A 17,721-nucleotide genomic window follows, 5' to 3' on the forward strand; every position below is an offset into this window, starting at 1 on the left:
AGGTTTATCGGGCCGGACGCGTTGTAGAATGCGGGGCATAAGTGCACCCAAAGACCGTAACGGGGAATCCATTCCTCGTCGCCGTAATGGCTTCCTAAAGAGTTGTAGGAAGTTTCGCTAAATGCGGATCTTGTATGTTTCTGAGCAAAGCCGTGCTCGCTGCGCTTTGGGCACAGGGGGCTGTTAAGTGAAGTCAATTAGGGGTTGCCGAATATCAAGGTCCCACTCGACGTAGTGATCAACATGACGTCCTGGTAACCCTTGCACAGCCGTGACCTGCTATGCCTATGGGATACAACGCGCAAAGAGGACAGTCCCCCGATGCTGGTCGTCGAGCAACTGCACAAGTCATTCATCACACCCCAAGGCCCGCTGCCTGTGCTGCAGGGCATCGACCTGCGCCTGGCGCGCGGCAGCAGCCTGGCGCTGATGGGGGAGTCGGGGAGTGGCAAGAGCACCTTGTTGCATTTGATTGCCGGCCTGGACCGGGCCGACAGCGGGCGCATCCTGATTGATGACGAACCACTCGATGGCCGTTCGGAGTCGGCACTGGCGCGGTGGCGCCGGGACGGCATTGGCCTGGTGTTTCAGCAGTACAACCTGATCAGCAGCCTGGACGTGGCGGCCAACCTTGCGTTTCAAGCCCAGCTTGCCAACCGGCATGACCCGCACTGGCTGGCGTATTTGGCAGAGCGCCTGGGGCTGGCTGCGTTATTGACGCGCTACCCGGAACAGCTATCTGGCGGCCAGCAACAGCGGGTCGCCATTGGCCGCGCCCTGGCCGGTCGCCCCGCCTGGGTGTTGGCAGACGAGCCGACCGGCAGCCTTGACGAAGCCAGCAGCGATGAGGTGTTAGGCCTGTTTTTGCAACTGGTCGCCGAGGCCGGCAGCAGTGTCCTGATGGTGACCCACAGCCAGCGCCTGGCGGCGCGGCTAGCGCACAGTTGCTACCTGCAGGCGGGCCGTGTGCGCGCCGAGCACGGCCTATGAGCCCATTGCTGCTGACCCTGCAGGCGCTGTTGAGCCATTGGCGGCGCCATCGCGTGCAGTGCCTTAGCATCTTTACCGGGTTGTGGCTGGCCACTGCGTTATGGACCGGCGTCCAGGCACTCAACAGCCAGGCGCGCAGCGACTACGCCCGCGCCAGTGCAGTACTAGCGGCACCGATGCAGGCGCAACTGGTGCCGCGTGACGGCGAACGCTTCGAGCAGGCGCTGTATGTGCAATTGCGCCAGTTGGGCTGGCCGGTTGCCCCGGTACTGGAGGGGCGGCTGCGGTTTTCTGGCGAGCAGCCGGTGACTGTCCGGCTGATTGGCGTCGAGCCATTGAGCTTGCCAGTTTCCACCGCCGTGGCCGGTGTGCGGGTGGCCGATTTCGACCTGCAAGCCTTTATCGGCACGCCGGGGCAGGCCTGGGTAGGGCCGGACACCTTGCGCCAACTGGGCAAAACCGTTAGCGACGTGGCCGTCAGCAGCGAAGGGCAGCGGCTGCCACCCTTTGTGCTCAAGCCGGAGTTGGCGCCCGGGGTGATCGTGGTCGATATCGGCCATGCGCAGGCCTTGCTGCAGGCACCCGGACAGCTGTCGCGGCTTCTACTGACAGGGCCTTCGGCGCCCTTGCCCGCAGCCATCGCTGCGCGGCTCGAACTGCAAACACCGAGTGATGACGGTGGCCTGCAACGCCTGACTGAGAGCTTTCACCTGAACCTCACCGCCCTCGGCTTGCTGGCCTTCGTGGTCGGGCTGTTCATCGCCCACGCCGCCATTGGCCTGGCACTGGAGCAGCGCCGTGGCTTGATCAGAAGCCTGCGGGCCTGTGGCGTCAGTTTGCATTGCCTGTTGCTCGGCCTGGCGCTGGAGCTGGGCCTGTTCGCGGTGCTGGGCGGGCTGGCCGGGGTGGCGGGCGGCTATGGGCTGGCCGCGTTGCTGTTGCCAGACGTTGCCGCGAGTTTGCGTGGCTTGTATGGCGCCCAAGTCGCCAGCGTGTTGCACCTGCCGGCAGGGTGGTGGTTGGCTGGGGTGCTGGTGAGTGTGCTCGGGGCCTTGTTGGCGGGGCTGAGCAGTGTTTTGCAGGCGGCGCGCCTGCCCCTGTTGGCGCTGGCTCAACCCCAGGCCTGGCGCTTGGCGCAAGGCCGTTGGTTGCGGCGCCAGACGTGGGTGGCACTGCTGTTGCTGCTGGTGGCGCTTGGCTGTTGGCAACTGGGCCAGGGCTTGGCCAGCGCTTTCGCCTTGCTGGCGGCGTTGTTGCTGGCCTCGGCGTTGCTGTTACCGCCCTTGCTCGACGGCGTGCTGGCCTGGGCTGCGCGTGGGCGCCGACGGCCGCTGTCGCAGTGGTTCGTCGCTGACAGCCGCCAGCAATTACCCGGGTTGAGCCTGGCGCTGATGGCCTTGTTGCTGGCACTGGCCGCCAGTGTTGGCGTGGGCAGCATGACCGAGGGCTTTCGCAAGACCTTCATCGGCTGGCTCGATGCGCGTTTGTCCGCCGACCTTTACGTGACGCCTCGGGACACTGCGCAGGGCCTGCAGATCAGTGAGTGGCTCAAGCAGCAACCTGCGGCCACGGCGGTGCTGCCAGGCTGGCGTGTGGAAACGCACCTTAAGGGTTGGCCGGTGCAGGTGCAGGGGGTTATCGACCACCCGGCCTACCGCGACCGCTGGCCGCTGCTGGACCAGCACGCGCAGGCCTGGCAGCAGTTGGCGGCGGGCAAGGCGGTGATGCTCAGTGAACAATTGGCCCGCCGCCTAGGGCTGGCGGTGGGCGACACTTTGATGCTGGCGGCCGACGCTGCGCCGCCCATGACGGTTGTGGGGGTGTACGCCGACTATGGCAACCCCAAGGGCCATGTGCTGGTCAATGCCGACTGGCTGCGCAGGCATTGGCCGCAGGCGACATTGACCGGCCTGAGCGTGGATGTCGCGCCCACGCACCTGGCACCCCTCAAAGCTGCGTTGCAGCAGCGCTTTGCCCTGGACGACAGCCGGGTGGTCGAGCAATCGCGCCTGAAGCGCTGGTCGACCGAAGTGTTCAACCGCACCTTTGCCGCCACCGCCGCCCTCAACAGCCTGACACTGGGTGTCGCCGGCGTGGCCATGTTCATCAACCTGCTGACCCTGAGCCAAAGCCGCCTGGGCCAGCTGGCGCCGCTTTGGGCATTGGGTGTGCGGCGCACGCAACTGGTTTGGCTGACCCTGGGCCAGACGCTCATGCTGAGCAGCCTCACCGTGCTGCTGGCGGTCCCTGTCGGTGTCGTGTTGGCCTGGTGCCTGGTGGCGGTGGTGAACGTGCAGGCATTTGGCTGGCGGTTGCCGCTGTATGTGTTTCCTGGGCAATTGGTGCAACTGGCGGTGCTGGGAATCCTCACCAGCCTGCTGGCCAGTGCCTGGCCGCTGTGGCAACTGGCGCGGCGACAGCCCAGCGATCTGTTGAGGCAGTTTGCCGATGAACGTTAAAGCCTGTGTCGTGCTGTGCGCGCTGCTGAGCGGCTGCGACCAGCCTGCGCCAGCGCCGCAGAGTTTTGCCGGGTTGGGCGAGCAGGCCAGTGGGTTCAGCCAGGTGACCCGCGATCACCCCTTGGTGTTCCCGCGTGATCACGGTGCCCATGAGGGGTTTCGCATCGAATGGTGGTATGTCACCGCCAACCTTGAAGACGCCCAAGGGCGGGACTGGGGCGCGCAGTGGACGCTGTTCCGTTCGGCCTTGCGCCCAGGGGCGGAAACGGCCGACTGGAACAGCCCGAACCTGTGGATGGGGCATGCGGCCCTGACTGGGCCGGGTGGGCATCGCGCTGGCGAGACCCTGGCGCGTGGCGGTATCGGGCAGGCAGGCGTCGAAGTCCAGCCGTTCCGGGCCTGGATCAATGACTGGTCACTGCAGGGGGGGGAGGGCATTGCAGGGTTGCACATGAAGGCTTCCGGACAAGGCTTTGGCTACAACCTGAGCCTGCGCAGTGACAGGCCGCTGGTGCTGCACGGCAGCCAGGGCTACAGCGAAAAGTCGGGCAAGGGGCAAGCGTCGTATTACTACAGCCAGCCGTTCTACCGCGTCAGCGGCGAGGTGGAGCGCGATGGCCTATGCATTGCGGTCACCGGGCAGGCCTGGTTGGACCGGGAGTGGAGCAGCCAGCCGCTGGCGGCCGGGCAAACGGGCTGGGACTGGTTTTCACTGCACCTGGACAGCGGCGCGAAGCTGATGCTGTTTCAGGTGCGCGAGGCCAAGGGTTTGCCATATCGGGCGGGGACCTGGGTCAGTGCTCAGGGCGAGGTGGTAGCGCTGCGAGGCGATCAGATTCAGCTTCAGGCGTTGGCCTGGACGCGGCAGGAAAACGGCAAGGAGGTGCCGACACGTTGGCGAGTGCGGGTGCTGGCGTACGGCGTGGATGTGCAGGTTGATGCCGTCGAGCCGCGTGCCTGGATGAACACCCGGTTTCCTTACTGGGAGGGGCCGGTGAGGTTGCAGGGGAGTGCGGGCGGGCGGGGTTATCTGGAGATGACGGGGTATTAGGGGCATGCAGGGGTGTGAGGCTGCCAGGTGTATGGCGATGGGGGTGTGGCGCCTGTGAGATCGAGCGCCGCCCGCGCGGCGCATCGCGAGCAACGCTCGCTCCTACGTTTGTTTCGGGCCAGTTTCGCCTGTGCAATTTGCGCGCGACCGCCTTGTTGGTCCGACGTAATATCGCGCCATGCACCAAGACGGTCGCGCGCGTTTGCCCCAGGAAAAATTGGCCCGAAACAAACGTAGGAGCGAGCGTTGCTCGCGATGCGCCGCGCGGGCGGCGCTCGATCTCGACAGCGCCGCAAACCTCAACCCGATCACCTCAACCCTTGATCAACCCCCGCAACGCCGCCTTGGCCTCAGGCGTACGCAGGCATTCGATAAACAACTGGCTCTCCCGCTCCACAGTGGCCTCCAGCTCCGCGCGCCCCCCATCCTTGAGCAGGCGCTTGCTAATACGCAGCGCCTCTTGCGGGTAACTTTGCAGCCGCCGCGCCAGTTGCCGGGCGGCCGCCAAGCACTGTTCGCCATCTTCATGCAGCTCACTGGCCAAGCCCCAGGCTACCGCCTGCTCACCCTCAAGCAACGCGTTGCCCATCAGCAAGCGGGCGGCGCGGGCGTGCCCGAGCATGCGCGGCAGCAGCAGGCTGGAGCCGAACTCCGGGCATACCCCCAGCGGCGCAAACGGCATGCGCAGCTTGGCCGTGCGGCTGACCAGCACCTGGTCGCAATGCAGCAGCAGGGTGGCGCCGATGCCGATCGCCGCGCCACTGACGGCAGCGATCAGGGGTTTATCCAGGCCCATCACAATGCGCATCAGGCGGAACACCGGGCTGTCCCTGTCGCTGGGCGGGTTGTCGAGGAAATCGCGCAGGTCATTGCCGGCGCTGAAGCAGTGGGGGCCGCCCGTGATCAGCACCGCATCAACGTGCGGGTCTTCGCCCGCCGCCAGCAGCAGGTCGCCAAACTGGCGGTACATGGCGATGTTCAGGGCATTGAGCTTGTCTGGGCGGTTGAAGGTCAGGGTCAGCAGGCCCTGGTCCAGGTCGCGTGTGATCAGGTCGTTCATGGCAGCCGCTTTTGTTGTTGTGGTCAGGCCCGGCAACAGGGTGCACACCGGGCATTGGCCAGTAGGGTTTATCATGGCGCTCGGCTTGCTGTACAGTCGTTCAGCCCAGTCTACTGCCCGAGAATCGCCGATGAGCCAGGAAGCCCGCTACCACCGCATGCTGCCGGAATTGCGCAAAGCCAACCTGGTCGAGGCGACCTTGGTGTGCCTCAAACGCCATGGTTTTCAGGGGGCTTCGATCCGCAAGATTTCCGCCGAGGCGGGGGTTTCGGTGGGGTTGATCAGCCACCATTACGCGGGCAAGGACGAACTGGTGGCCGAAGCTTACATGGCGGTCACTGGGCGGGTCATGGGCCTGCTGCGCGAAGCCATGGCCCAGGCCGCGCCCACGGCCCGCGAACGGCTGTCGGCGTTCTTCCGTGCCTCGTTTTGCGCCGAACTGCTCGACCCGCAACTGCTCGATGCCTGGCTGGCGTTCTGGGGCGCGGTGAAGACCGCCGATGCGATCAACCAGGTGCACGACCATTCCTACGGTGAGTACCGCAACGAGTTGAGCCGGCTGCTCGCCACGCTGGCGGTGGAAGAGGGCTGGCAGGGCTTTGACGCCGACCTGGCGGCGATCAGCCTGAGCGCGTTGCTCGATGGCTTGTGGCTGGAGTCGGGCCTCAACCCGGGCACCTTTACGCCGGCCCAGGGCGTGCAGATCTGCGAGGCCTGGGTGGATGGCTTGCAGGCCGGTGGTCGGCAACGCTTCAGCCTGCCCAAGGGCTGTTGATCGCCTGTTCAGTAACGAGTAGGCTGCTGTCGCGAGTGTGTAGAACAAACCAATAAAAAAAGAGACTTCACGCAATGACGCCTCGGGTATTGATCGTCGATGACGATCCGCTTATTCGTGACTTGCTGCAGGCCTATCTGTCCCAGGAAGGCTATGACGTGCACTGCGCCGACACCGCAGAAAAGGCCGAGGCATTGCTCGGCAGCCAGGACGTCGACCTGGTGCTGCTGGACATTCGCCTGCCCGGCAAGGACGGCCTGACCCTGACCCGCGAGCTGCGGGTGCGCTCGGAAGTCGGCATCATCCTCATCACCGGGCGCAATGACGACATCGACCGCATCGTCGGCCTGGAGTGCGGCGCCGACGACTACATCATGAAACCGCTCAACCCCCGCGAGCTGGTGTCCCGCGCCAAGAACCTGATTCGCCGCGTACGCCATGCCCGCGAGGTGCACCCGGCGCCCGCCTGCGCGCAGTCGCTCAAGCAATTTGCCGACTGGGCACTGGACACTGACCGTCGACGCCTGATCGACCCGCGTGGCGGGCAAACGCTGCTGACCCATGGCGAGTTCCAACTGCTCAGCGTCTTCCTGCGCAACAGCGGCCACACCCTGAGCCGCGACCAGTTGATGGACCAGATCCGCAACCGTGAGTGGGTACCCAACGACCGCTCCATCGACGTGCTGGTCGGCCGCCTGCGCCGCAAGCTGCATGACGACCCGGCCGAGCCGCAACTGATCATCACCATTCATGGCACCGGCTACCTGTTCACCGCCAGCGTGGCCGCGTGAGCACCCTGCGCCGCCTGCTGGCGCTGGCGGTGCTGGTACCAGGCTTGCCAGCAGCGGCGGCTGAGCCGGTGCGCTACTGCGACTACCCCGTGTACCCGCCGATTTCCTGGAGCGATGGCCACCAGGTGCGCGGCCTGGCGCCGACGGTGGTGCGGGAGCTGTTTGCGCGCATGGGCCGAGAGGTGCAAACCGTGGTGCTGGGCAATTGGAAGCGCTGCCTGATGGACGCTGCCGCCGGGCGGGTGGACGTGGTGCTCGCCTACGACAGCGACCAACGTGACCAAGGCATGCGTTTTTCGTCGGTACCGGTGATACGTGAAGAGGTGGCGGTGTTTTTCAATCGCCGCCGGCCCGTGCAGTTTCAGCACCTGGAAGACTTGGCCGGGTACCGTGGCGGCTTGCTCTACGGTGAAAGCTACGGCGCCGACTTCGACCGTTTTGTCGCGCGCCACCAGAACATCGAGCGGGTGTCGTCCAGCCAGCAGAACTTCGGCAAGCTGATCCGTGGGCGCATCGACTTCGTGATTCAGGAGCGGCGTACTGGCGAGCTGTTCATCGAGCACCTGCCCGGCGCCGAAGACATCCGCGCCTTGCCGGCCGCGCTGAGCGTGGACTACCTGCGCGTGGCGGTGTCGCGCCAGTCCTCCCTGAGCCAGCACATGGACGAGATCGACCACCAGTTGCGGCGCATGCACGAAGCTGGCGAGATCGACCGCTGGCTGGAGCAGAGCGAAGTGACCTACCGCGACATGATCAACCTGCCGGCGGATGCCCGATGATCCGCCTGCGCACCGACGGCCTGTTGCGCCGCCTGCTGCTGTTTATCCTGCTGTTCAGCCTGTGCTTCACGGTGCTGGCCAGTTCCGTGCAGCTGTATTTCGAGTACCGCCGCGAGATGCGCGACATCGAGGCGCGCATGGCGTTGATCCGCGCGGGTTACCTGGCCAGCCTGGAGCGCAGCTTGTGGGACCTCGACGAAGCGCAACTGGATGTTCAATTGCGTGGCCTGGTGGACTTTTCAGATGTGGCGCGGGTACGCCTGCTCAGCGATGACTTCACCCTGTTGCGCGGTGAAGCCGAGCCTAAGGGGCCACTGCGCATCGAGCGTTTCCCGCTGGATTACCAGCCACCGTCGGGGCCGGCACGGCACCTTGGCGAGCTGGAGGTGAGCATCGACCTGGGTGCGGTGCACCGGCGGCTGTATGCCACGGGCCTGGCCAGCCTGTTGTGGATGGGGGTGTTTCTGTGTGGCCTGGCGGTCGCGTTGTCTGGCTTGTTCTACCGCCTGGTGACGCGCCATTTGCAAGTCATGGCCGAGTTTGCCCGGCGGATCGGGGCCGGGCACTGGCAGGAGCCGCTGCGCCTGGATCGCCGCCGTTCGGCGCATGCCGATGAGATCGACACCGTGGCGCATGCACTGGACGACATGCGCCGGGCCATCCTCAGCGACATCGAGCGCCGCGAGCTTGACCGCGTGGCCCTGCAGGACAAACGTGACGAGCTGCAGGCCATGGTCGAGCGGCGCACCGCGAGCCTGGCCCGGGCCAAGGATGAGGCCGAAGCCGCCAACCTGGCCAAGTCACGCTTTTTGGCGACCATGAGCCATGAGCTGCGCACGCCGCTCAATGGCATCCTCGGCATGGCCGAACTGCTACGTGGCGCCAGGCTCGATGCGCTCGACCGGCAACGCCTACAGGCTTTGTACAAGGCGGGCGAAGGGCTGTTGGCCATTCTTAACGAGGTGCTTTGCTTTGCCCGTCTCGAAGAGGGCGAGAGCCAGGCCGAAATGCTCGGTTTCTCACTGCGCCAGTTGTGCACGGAGGTGCTGGCATTGCTCGAACCAATGGCCTTGGAACGCGGCGACACCCTGCACGTGGAGGTCGATGAGCAACTGGCGGCGCATCAGCATGGCGCCGAGCAGTACCTGCGCCAGGTACTGAGCAACCTGCTGGCCAACGCCATCAAGTTCACCGCGCACGGCCAGGTCGAACTCAGGGTGCAGGTGCTGGCCAGCGATCAGAACGGGCAGCGCCTGCGCGTGTCGGTCAGTGACAATGGCATTGGCATCGAACCGGCCATGCAGGCGAAGATTTTTGACCGTTTCGTGCAGGCCAGCGAAGCGGTGGCCCGGCGCTATGGTGGCACTGGCCTGGGCTTGGCGATCTGCAAGCACTTGGTGGAAAAGCTGGGTGGTTGCATCGGCCTGAACAGCGTACCGGGGCAGGGCAGTTGCTTCTGGTTCGAGCTCGACATGGCGCGTGGGCAGCCTGCCGTTGCCCATGAGCCGGCCTGCTCGGCGTCGGCCAGCCTGAGTATCCTGGTGGTCGAGGACGTGGCGTTGAACCGTGAGGTGGCGGGTGGGTTGCTGGTACGCGATGGCCACCAGGTGTGCTTTGCCGAGGATGCCGAGCAAGCCCTGCAAGCCTGTGCCCAGCAGCGCTTCGACCTGATCCTGCTGGATGTGCACTTGCCCGGTTTGAGCGGGGTTGAGTTGTGCCGGCGCATCCGCGCCACCCCAGGGCCAAACCGTGGCAGCCGGATCCTGGCGCTGACTGCCGGGGTGCAACCGGCGCAAGTTCCCGATTACCTGGCCGCAGGCATGCAGGGGGTGCTGGCCAAACCGCTGCGCCTGGAGCACCTGCGCCAGGCCCTGGCCGAGGTTGCGCCTGCCCCGGTGGCTGCACCTGGCTCGGGCATGGACTGGTCACTGCTGCAAACCCACCGCAGCTTGCTGGGCGAGCAGAAGTTGCAGGCGCTGCTGGCAGTGCTGCGCCAGTCGATCGAGCAGCACGCCACGGCGCTGGCCGAAGCCTTGCAGGCACGCGACTGCGCTGCAGTGTCGCACTTGGCGCACCGCCTGGCGGGCAGTTGCGATTCCCTCGGCTTTGCTGGCCTGGCTGGCCTGTTGCGCCGCCTCGAAGACGCCGCCCAAGGCCAAGATGAACAGGCGCTGCTGGCGCTCAGCGAGCCACTAGCGGCAGAGCTGGAACAGGCCCGCACCACCCTGAAACAGTTGATCCAGAGCTGACGTACAAAAAACTTACGACTTTTTACATCTTTGATCGGTTCGTACAACGGCACCTTACATCCGTTTCCAATAATCGATGGCAACCGTGTTGCACGCGGTCCATGAGGCTTATTGGAGATAACAATAATGACATGCCGTAGCGCTCAGCCCCTCCTTGAACAATCGTTTTGCACCCCCTGTTACAGCGGGGTGAACCATGACTGACACCCACGAAGGAAAAATCCAACTGACCCGCGCGCTGAAAAGCCGGCACATCTTCATGCTGTCGCTGGGCGGCGTGATCGGCACCGGCCTGTTCATGGGCTCGGGCGTCACCATCAACCAGGGCGGGCCGGTGGGGGCGATCCTGGCCTACCTGGTGGCGGGGCTGTTGATGTACCTGGTGATGGTCTGCCTGGGCGAGCTGTCGGTGCAGATGCCGGTTTCCGGTTCGTTCCAGGCCCATGCCACCAAGTTCATCGGCCCAGCCACGGGCTTCATGATTGGCTGGGTGTACTGGATGAGTTGGGCCACCACGGTGGGCCTGGAGTTCACCGCTGCGGGCATGCTGATGACCCGCTGGTTCCCCGAGGTGCCAATCTGGTATTGGTCGGCGTTGTTCGTGGTCGTGCTGTTCGGCCTCAATGCCCTGGCCACACGGGCCTTTGGCGAGGCGGAATACTGGTTCTCGGGGATCAAGGTGGCGACCATCCTCGGCTTTATCGTGGTCGGCCTGCTGGTGATCTTCGGCGCCATCCCGCTGAACAACGGGGCGCCGGCTCCGATGCTGAACAACTTGGTGGGCGAGTCGCTGTTCCCCCATGGCCTGTCGGCGGTGTTCGCGGTGATGATGACCGTGGTGTATGCCTTCCAGGGCTGCGAAATCATGGGCGTGGCGGCCGGTGAGACCGAGCACCCGGAAAAGAGCATCCCCCGGGCCGTGCGCAACGTGGTGTTCCGCGTGCTGATCTTCTACGTGCTGGCGATTGCCGTGCTGTCGGCCATCGTGCCGTTCGAGCAGGCCGGGTTGATGGAAAGCCCGTTCGTGCAGGTGTTCGACATGGTCGGCATTCCCTATGCGGCCGACCTGATGAACTTCGTCATCCTCACCGCCATCCTGTCGGTGGGTAACTCCGGGCTGTATGCCTCCACGCGCATCCTCTGGGCCATGTCCAAGAGCGGCATGGCACCCAAGAGCCTGTCGCCGCTGAGCAAGCGCGGCGTGCCACTGCGTGCCCTGAGCATCACCCTGTGCTTTGCCCTGGTGTCACTGATGACCAGCTTCGTGGCTGCCGACACCTTGTTCATGGTGTTGATGGCCGTGAGCGGCATGTCGGGCACTGTGACCTGGATCGTCATCGCCCTGGCGCAGTACCGGTTCCGCAAGGCGTACCTGCGTGATGGCGGGCAACTGCAGGACCTCAAGTACAAGGCGCCGCTTTACCCCTTGGTGCCGCTGCTGTGCATCACCCTGTGCTGTTCGCTGTTCGTGTTTCTGGCCATCGATGAGACCCAGCGGCCGTCGTTGTACTGGGGCTTTGGTTTCATTGCCCTGTGCTATGCGGCGTATTACGGGATGAATCGCCGGCGGCAAGGGTCCTTTGCGCCGAGTGCGCCTGGCGTTTGAAGCCGCTTGTTGGGGGCAGCCTTGTGCTGCGAAGAGGCCGGTGCAGGCATCAACATTGTTTTGAGCCTGCACTGGCCTCTTCGCAGCACAAGGCTGCTTCTACAAGGGAAGCGCAAGGGTTGTGATCCGAGTTGTGCAAAGTTGTAACAACCCATCCCGCCTTGTTGAACACTCGTTTAGTATCACCTTCATCACGTCCTCCACCCCAATAACAACAGCGAGGCCTCCCATGACCACCCCGTCATCGTCAGTGTTGAGCAAGGTCGAAGCCGGCGTTGCCTGGCTCACCCTCAACCGCCCCGAGCAGCGCAACGCACTGGACATTCCCAGCCTCAAGCAACTGCATGCCCTGCTCGACACCTGCAACAGCGACCCCGCCGTCCGTGTGGTGGTGCTGACCGGCAGCGGGCGCAGTTTCTGTGCCGGTGCCGACCTGGCGGAATGGGCCGAGGCCGAGGCCCGTGGGGCACTGGAAAGCTACGGCTGGACCGAGACCGCCCACGCCCTGATGCTGCGCCTGCACAGCCTCGACAAACCGACCCTGGCCGCCATCAACGGCACCGCCGTCGGCGGCGGCATGGACCTGAGCCTGTGCTGCGACCTGCGCATCGCTGCTGCCTCGGCACGCTTCAAAGCCGGATACACCAGCATGGCCTACAGCCCCGATGCCGGCGCCAGCTGGCACCTGCCACGGCTGATTGGCAGCGAGCAGGCCAAACGCCTGTTGTTCCTCGACGAACTGTGGGGCGCCGAACGGGCCTTGGCGGCAGGGCTGGTGAGCGAGGTCTGCGCCGACGAGCAATTGCCTGCGGTGGCCGCTGAACTGGCGGGCCGCCTGGCCAACGGCCCGACCTTCGCCTACGCGCAGACCAAGCGGCTGATCCGCGAAGGCGCCCAGCGCACCCTGGCCGAGCAACTCGAAGCCGAGCGCCAGGCCGGCTTGCTATGCGGGCGCAGCCAGGACGGCGCCGAGGCGCTCAAGGCCTCGGTAGAACGGCGCCCAGCACACTTCGTCGGCCAATAACCCGTTACCTCTTCAGGACCTTCGCAGATGAATTTCCAACTGACCCAAGAACAAGAAATGTTGGTGGATGCGGTACGCAGCTTCGTGGCCAAGGAACTGCTGCCCCATGAAGAAGCGGTAGACCGTGCCGACGCGGTGTCGCCGGAACTGGCTGCGCAGATCCGCGGCAAGGCCATCGCCGCCGGGTTCTATGCCTTCAACATGCCTGAAGAAGTCGGCGGCGGTGGCCTCGATTACCTGTCCCAAGCGCTGATCGAGCGCGAGTTGTCCAAGGTTTCCTGGGCGCTGCACGTGTTTGTCGCACGCCCGTCGAAGATTCTCATGGCCTGCAAGGACCAGCAGATCACCGACTACCTGCTGCCGTGCGTGCAGGGCGAAAAGACCGATTGCTTCGCCCTTACCGAGCCTGGCGCGGGCTCTGACGCCAACGCCATCAAGACCCGCGCCGTGCGCCAGGGCGATGACTTCGTGATCAACGGCAGCAAACACTTCATCAGCCACGCCGGGCATGCCGACTTCGCCATCGTCTTCGCGGTGACCGACACCTACGAGCACAACGGGCGCAAACGCAATGCGGTCACCGCCTTGCTGGTCGACCGGGACACCCCCGGCATGACCATCCGCCGCGGGCCCAAGTGCGTGAGCAACCGCGGCTACCACACCTACGAGCTGTTCTTCGACGACTGCCGGGTGCCAGCCAGCAACGTGCTGGGCGAAGTCGGCAAAGGCTGGGAGGTGGCCAACGCCTGGCTTACCGCTGGCCGGGTGATGGTTGCCGCCAACTGCGTCGGCCAGGCCCAGCGAGCACTGGACGCATCGCTGCAGTGGGCCGCTGACCGCAAGCAATTTGGCCAGCCCATCGGCAGCTACCAGGGTGTGTCGTTCAAGCTGGCGGACATGGCCACGCAGATCCGCGCCGCCGAACTGCTCACCCTGCACACCGCCTGGAAGATGGACCAGGGCAGCATGACCGATGGCGAGGCGGGCATGGCCAAGCTGTTTGCCAGCGAAGTGCTGGGCAAGGTCGCTGACGAAGCCGTGCAGATTTTTGGCGGCATGGGCCTGATGGATGAGGGGCCGGTCGAGCGCATCTGGCGCAACGCCCGCATCGAGCGGATCTGGGAGGGCACGTCGGAAATCCAGCGGCACATCATTTCCCGTGAGCTGCTGCGCCCGTTGCTGCGCTGATCGACCTGGAGACTCAGCATGTCGCATTCCAATCGTGACAACCTCAAGCGCCTGCTGGCCCCACGGCACCTGGCCTTCGTGGGCGGGCGCAGCATGGCCCGTGCCCTCAAGCGCTGTGCCGAAGGTGGCTTTGCCGGCCCGCTGTGGCTGGTCAACCCGCAACACGCGAGCCTGGAGGGCATCCCCTGCGTGGCGCAGGTAGCAGACCTGCCATGCGCCCCAGACGCGGTGTTCATCGCCACCCACCGTGAACTGACCCTGCAGTGTGTCGCGGAACTGGCCGCCATCGGTGCCGGTGGCGCCATCTGCTACGCCTCGGGCTTCGCCGAAAGCGGTGAACAAGGCCGCCTGTTGCAGCAGCGCCTGCTTGAGGCCGCCGGCAGCATGGCCTTGCTTGGCCCCAACTGCTATGGCCTGCTCGACTACTTGCACGGCGCGGCCCTATGGCCGGTGGCCCATGGCGGCAAGCAGGTGGAGCAGGGCGTGGCGATCCTGACCCAGAGCGGCAATTTTGCCTACAACCTGTCCATGAGCGACCGCTCGCTGCCGGTGGCCTACATGGCATCGGTCGGCAACCAGGCGCAGTTGGGCGTGGCCGAGTTGATGGACGTGCTGCTCGACGACCCACGGGTGACTGCTATCGGCTTGCACCTCGAGGGCCTGAAAAACGTGCCGGGCTTTGCCCGCGCCGCCTACAAGGCACTGCAACAGGGCACCCCGATCATTGCCCTGAAAACCGGCGTGTCGCAGATCGGCGCTGAACTGGCGCTCAGCCACACCAGTTCGCTGTCAGGCTCCGATGCCCTGTACGACAGCCTATTCCAGCGCCTGGGTGTGATCCGCGTGAGTGGCCCGGTGAGCTTCGTCGAGACCCTCAAGGCTGCCGCCTGTGGCCGTTTGCCGGCCGGCGACCGGCTGATCGCCCTGGCCTGTTCGGGCGGCGATGCGGGCTTGATCGCCGACTACGCCGAGCGCAACCAGTTGCGCCTGCCCGCGCTGGCGCCAGGGCAGGTGAGGGCACTGGCCGAGGTACTTCCGGCCTACGCCAACCTGGTCAATCCGCTGGACTTCACAACAGCGATCTGGGGCGATGAAGTGGCCCTGCAACAGATGCTCGACAGCACCCTGGGCGCTGACACCGATGCCGCCATGCTGGTGCTCGACTACCCCGCAGCGTTCACCGGTGAGCGCAAGGAATGCGACCTATTGCTGGCGCTTTACTGCGACGCCCTGGCGCGCCACGGCAAGATCGGCTTCGTCACCTCGGCGTTCCCCGAGCTGTTGCCAGCCTCGGCCCGTGAGCGCCTGCATGCCCATGGCATCGCCGCGCTGCAAGGCGTGGAAGATGGCCTGGCAGCGTGGGGGCGGATCGTGGCCTATCAGCGCAACCGCCAGCGGCTGCTGGAACAGGGCGAGGCGGCGCAGGTGCCGCTGTGCCCACGGCCCCTCGCAGGTGAAAGCCGCCTGCTGGACGAATGGCAGTCCAAACAGGCCCTGAGTGCGTTTGGCCTGCCGGTGCCGGGCGGGGTGCTGAGTACCCCGGAGCACGCGCTAAACGATGCCACCCGCGTTGGCTACCCGCTGGTGCTCAAGGCGGTCAGTGCGCAGTTGCCGCACAAGACCGAAGCCGGCGCGGTGGCGTTGAACCTGCGTGATGGCGCAGCGCTGCAGGCCGCCCTTGCGCAGATGCGCCAGCGCATCGACGCCTATACGCCGGGGGTGCCGTTCGACCAGGTCTTGCTCGAACCCATGGCGCCGCCGCCCTTGGCCGAGTTGATCGTCGGCATCAAGCGTGAAAACGACTTTGCCCTGGCCTTGGTGATCGGGGCGGGCGGTGTGCTGGTGGAGCTGCTTAAAGACAGCGTCAGCCTGTTGCTGCCCACCACCGACAGCGCCATTCGCGCAGCACTGCTTGGCCTGCGCAGCGCCAGCCTGCTGCAGGGTTTTCGGGGTCGCCCGGCTGCCGACCTGGATGCCCTGGTGGCGGCGATCCGCGCGGTGGCCGACTACGCCTGCGAAAACGCCGGGCAGCTGCTGGAACTGGATGTGAACCCATTGATGGTCGGTGCCCACGGCACCACCGCGGTCGATGCGCTGATCCGCCTCGGCCAGCCGCAAGGAGATCAGCATGAATGAGCACTCGATGACCGCCGGCCAGGCGCTGGTACGGCTGCTGGCCAACTATGGGGTGGATACCGTGTTCGGTATCCCAGGGGTGCATACCCTGGAGCTGTACCGCGGCTTGCCCGGCAGTGGCATCCGCCATGTGCTGACGCGGCATGAGCAGGGTGCGGGCTTCATGGCCGATGGTTACGCCCGGGTCAGCGGCAGGCCGGGCGTGTGTTTTGTCATCACCGGCCCAGGCGTGACCAATGCCGCCACTGCCATCGGCCAGGCCTATGCCGACTCGATCCCATTGCTGGTGATATCCAGCGTCAACCACACCGCCAGCCTGGGCAAAGGTTGGGGCTGCCTGCACGAAACCCAGGACCAGCGCGCCATGACCGCGCCGATCACGGCGTTCTCCGCCGTGGCACTGAGCGCTGAAGACCTGCCCGAGCTGATTGCCCGTGCCTGGGCAGTATTCGACAGCGAACGCCCGCGCCCGGTGCACATCTCGGTCCCGCTGGACGTGCTGGCCGCGCCGGTTGCCCGCGACTGGAGCGACGCGGTGGTACGTCGCCCTGGGCGCGGCCAGCCCGACCGGGGCACGCTGGAGCAGGCCGCGTTGAAACTGGCCGCAGCGAAACGGCCAATGATCATCGCCGGCGGTGGCGCACTGCAGGCCGCCGCGCAACTCGAACAGTTGAGCACCCGCTTGGCAGCACCGCTATTCACCAGCGTCGCTGGGAAGGGCCTGCTGTCGCCTGAGGCGCCATTGAATGCGGGTTCTAGCCTGTGCGTCGCGCCGGGCTGGCAGATGATCAGCGAAGCCGATGTGGTGTTGGCAGTGGGTACCGAAATGGCCGATACCGACTTCTGGCGCGAGCGCCTGCCGCTCACGGGTGAGTTGCTGCGAGTCGACATCGACCCACGCAAGTTCAACGATTTTTACCCGTGCGCGGTGGCCTTGCACGGCGATGCTCGACAGACCCTCGACGGTTTGCTGGCGCACCTGCCCGAGGTCGAGCGCGACCCTTGCCAGGCCATCGAAGCGGTGGCCGGCCTGCGCCAGGCCATTCGCACCGGGCACGCACCGTTGCAGGCCATCCACCAGGCCATTCTCGACCGCATCGACGCGGTGCTGCCAGACGACGCCTTCATCAGCAGCGACATGACCCAACTGGCCTACACCGGCAACTACGCCTTTGCCAGCCGGGCGCCGCGCAGCTGGTTGCACCCCACCGGTTACGGCACCCTCGGCTATGGCTTGCCGGCGGGTATCGGCGGCATGCTCGCCACTGACCATCGCCCCGGCCTGGTGCTGGTGGGCGACGGCGGCTTTCTCTACACCGCCCAGGAGCTGGCCACCGCTGTAGAGGAACTGGACCGGCCGTTGGTGGTATTGCTGTGGAACAATGACGCCCTTGGCCAGATCCGCGACGATATGCTCGGCCTGAATATCGAGCCGGTCGGCGTACTGCCGCGCAACCCCGATTTCATCGGCCTGGCCCGTGCGTTTGGCTGCGCGGTGCGTCAGCCACGTGACCTGGATACCTTGCAGGCTGACCTGGCCGACGGCTTCGCCACGCCAGGCGTGACCTTTATCGAACTCAAACATACCTGCGTCTGCTGACCGCAGCGCATCG

Annotated in this window: 13 protein-coding genes; 12 read left to right on the forward strand and 1 reads right to left on the reverse strand. The window is 65.4% G+C overall.

The features are described 5' to 3' along the window. Nucleotides 1-321 precede the first annotated feature (321 nt). From OO306_RS20495 to OO306_RS20505, 3 genes are read left to right on the forward strand one after another with little or no spacing between them, the layout of a single operon-like run. Nucleotides 322-990: an ABC transporter ATP-binding protein gene (locus OO306_RS20495; protein ID WP_265969762.1), complete on the forward strand. Its 669-nt coding sequence runs from the start codon at nt 322-324 to the stop codon at nt 988-990. Then, nucleotides 987-3,449: an FtsX-like permease family protein gene (locus tag OO306_RS20500; RefSeq protein WP_265969763.1), complete on the forward strand. Its 2,463-nt coding sequence runs from the start codon at nt 987-989 to the stop codon at nt 3,447-3,449. Before OO306_RS20495 ends, OO306_RS20500 begins: the two co-directional genes overlap by 4 nt. Then, nucleotides 3,439-4,500 carry a lipocalin-like domain-containing protein gene (locus OO306_RS20505; RefSeq protein WP_265969764.1) on the forward strand — a complete coding sequence of 354 codons (1,062 nt, stop codon included), beginning with the start codon at nt 3,439-3,441 and terminating at the stop codon, nt 4,498-4,500. The genes OO306_RS20500 and OO306_RS20505 overlap by 11 nt, the downstream gene beginning before the upstream one ends. A 313-nt stretch (nt 4,501-4,813) precedes the next feature. On the opposite strand, the gene OO306_RS20510 is transcribed toward OO306_RS20505, so the two are convergent. Then, on the reverse strand, nt 4,814-5,560 hold the full coding sequence (locus OO306_RS20510) for an enoyl-CoA hydratase (protein WP_085273339.1): 747 nt from the start codon (nt 5,558-5,560) through the stop codon (nt 4,814-4,816). 130 nt (nt 5,561-5,690) lie between these two features. Between OO306_RS20510 and OO306_RS20515 the strand changes: the two genes are divergently transcribed. The 9 genes from OO306_RS20515 (at nt 5,691) to OO306_RS20555 (ending at nt 17,708) form a co-directional block, all read left to right on the forward strand. Continuing rightward, complete coding sequence (locus OO306_RS20515; RefSeq protein WP_027593676.1) at nt 5,691-6,335, forward strand: TetR family transcriptional regulator C-terminal domain-containing protein; 645 nt, start codon at nt 5,691-5,693, stop codon at nt 6,333-6,335. A 74-nt stretch (nt 6,336-6,409) separates the two neighbouring features. Next, nucleotides 6,410-7,126 (forward strand): response regulator, encoded by a 717-nt coding sequence (locus tag OO306_RS20520; protein WP_099428974.1) that lies wholly within the window; start codon nt 6,410-6,412, stop codon nt 7,124-7,126. A gap of 5 nt (nt 7,127-7,131) precedes the next feature. After that, nucleotides 7,132-7,905 (forward strand): ABC transporter substrate-binding protein, encoded by a 774-nt coding sequence (locus OO306_RS20525; protein WP_027593674.1) that lies wholly within the window; start codon nt 7,132-7,134, stop codon nt 7,903-7,905. Next, complete coding sequence (locus OO306_RS20530) at nt 7,902-10,154, forward strand: ATP-binding protein (protein WP_265969765.1); 2,253 nt, start codon at nt 7,902-7,904, stop codon at nt 10,152-10,154. The genes OO306_RS20525 and OO306_RS20530 overlap by 4 nt, the downstream gene beginning before the upstream one ends. Before the next feature lie 196 nt (nt 10,155-10,350). Beyond that, nucleotides 10,351-11,760: an amino acid permease gene (locus OO306_RS20535; RefSeq protein ID WP_265969766.1), complete on the forward strand. Its 1,410-nt coding sequence runs from the start codon at nt 10,351-10,353 to the stop codon at nt 11,758-11,760. Nucleotides 11,761-11,989: 229 nt separating this feature from the next. Continuing rightward, nucleotides 11,990-12,784 (forward strand): enoyl-CoA hydratase/isomerase family protein, encoded by a 795-nt coding sequence (locus tag OO306_RS20540; protein WP_265969767.1) that lies wholly within the window; start codon nt 11,990-11,992, stop codon nt 12,782-12,784. Nucleotides 12,785-12,811: 27 nt separating this feature from the next. Further along, nucleotides 12,812-13,972, forward strand: a complete 1,161-nt coding sequence (locus OO306_RS20545; protein ID WP_099453726.1) for an acyl-CoA dehydrogenase family protein — start codon at nt 12,812-12,814, stop codon at nt 13,970-13,972. Nucleotides 13,973-13,990: 18 nt separating this feature from the next. Beyond that, nucleotides 13,991-16,108 carry an acetate--CoA ligase family protein gene (locus OO306_RS20550; protein ID WP_265969768.1) on the forward strand — a complete coding sequence of 706 codons (2,118 nt, stop codon included), beginning with the start codon at nt 13,991-13,993 and terminating at the stop codon, nt 16,106-16,108. Continuing rightward, a complete protein-coding gene (locus OO306_RS20555) occupies nt 16,101-17,708 on the forward strand; it encodes a 5-guanidino-2-oxopentanoate decarboxylase (protein ID WP_265969769.1) in 1,608 nt (535 codons plus the stop codon). Before OO306_RS20550 ends, OO306_RS20555 begins: the two co-directional genes overlap by 8 nt. The last annotated feature ends 13 nt before the right edge of the window (nt 17,709-17,721 follow it).

It is taken from the genome of Pseudomonas sp. DCB_AW, from assembly GCF_026240895.1.
Taxonomy (GTDB): Bacteria; Pseudomonadota; Gammaproteobacteria; order Pseudomonadales; family Pseudomonadaceae; genus Aquipseudomonas; species Aquipseudomonas kermanshahensis.

Excerpts from the sequence above, each read along its gene's own strand:
- OO306_RS20500 (WP_265969763.1), top strand. The coding sequence starts at position 987 with ATGAGCCCATTGCTGCTGACCCTGCAGGCGCTGTTGAGCCATTGGCGG.
- OO306_RS20515 (WP_027593676.1), top strand. The coding sequence starts at position 5,691 with ATGAGCCAGGAAGCCCGCTACCACCGCATGCTGCCGGAATTGCGCAAA.
- OO306_RS20550 (WP_265969768.1), top strand. The coding sequence starts at position 13,991 with ATGTCGCATTCCAATCGTGACAACCTCAAGCGCCTGCTGGCCCCACGG.
- OO306_RS20505 (WP_265969764.1), top strand. The coding sequence starts at position 3,439 with ATGAACGTTAAAGCCTGTGTCGTGCTGTGCGCGCTGCTGAGCGGCTGC.
- OO306_RS20540 (WP_265969767.1), top strand. The coding sequence starts at position 11,990 with ATGACCACCCCGTCATCGTCAGTGTTGAGCAAGGTCGAAGCCGGCGTT.
- OO306_RS20555 (WP_265969769.1), top strand. The coding sequence starts at position 16,101 with ATGAATGAGCACTCGATGACCGCCGGCCAGGCGCTGGTACGGCTGCTG.
- OO306_RS20495 (WP_265969762.1), top strand. The coding sequence starts at position 322 with ATGCTGGTCGTCGAGCAACTGCACAAGTCATTCATCACACCCCAAGGC.
- OO306_RS20530 (WP_265969765.1), top strand. The coding sequence starts at position 7,902 with ATGATCCGCCTGCGCACCGACGGCCTGTTGCGCCGCCTGCTGCTGTTT.
- OO306_RS20520 (WP_099428974.1), top strand. The coding sequence starts at position 6,410 with ATGACGCCTCGGGTATTGATCGTCGATGACGATCCGCTTATTCGTGAC.
- OO306_RS20545 (WP_099453726.1), top strand. The coding sequence starts at position 12,812 with ATGAATTTCCAACTGACCCAAGAACAAGAAATGTTGGTGGATGCGGTA.
- OO306_RS20535 (WP_265969766.1), top strand. The coding sequence starts at position 10,351 with ATGACTGACACCCACGAAGGAAAAATCCAACTGACCCGCGCGCTGAAA.
- OO306_RS20510 (WP_085273339.1), bottom strand. The coding sequence starts at position 5,560 with ATGAACGACCTGATCACACGCGACCTGGACCAGGGCCTGCTGACCCTG.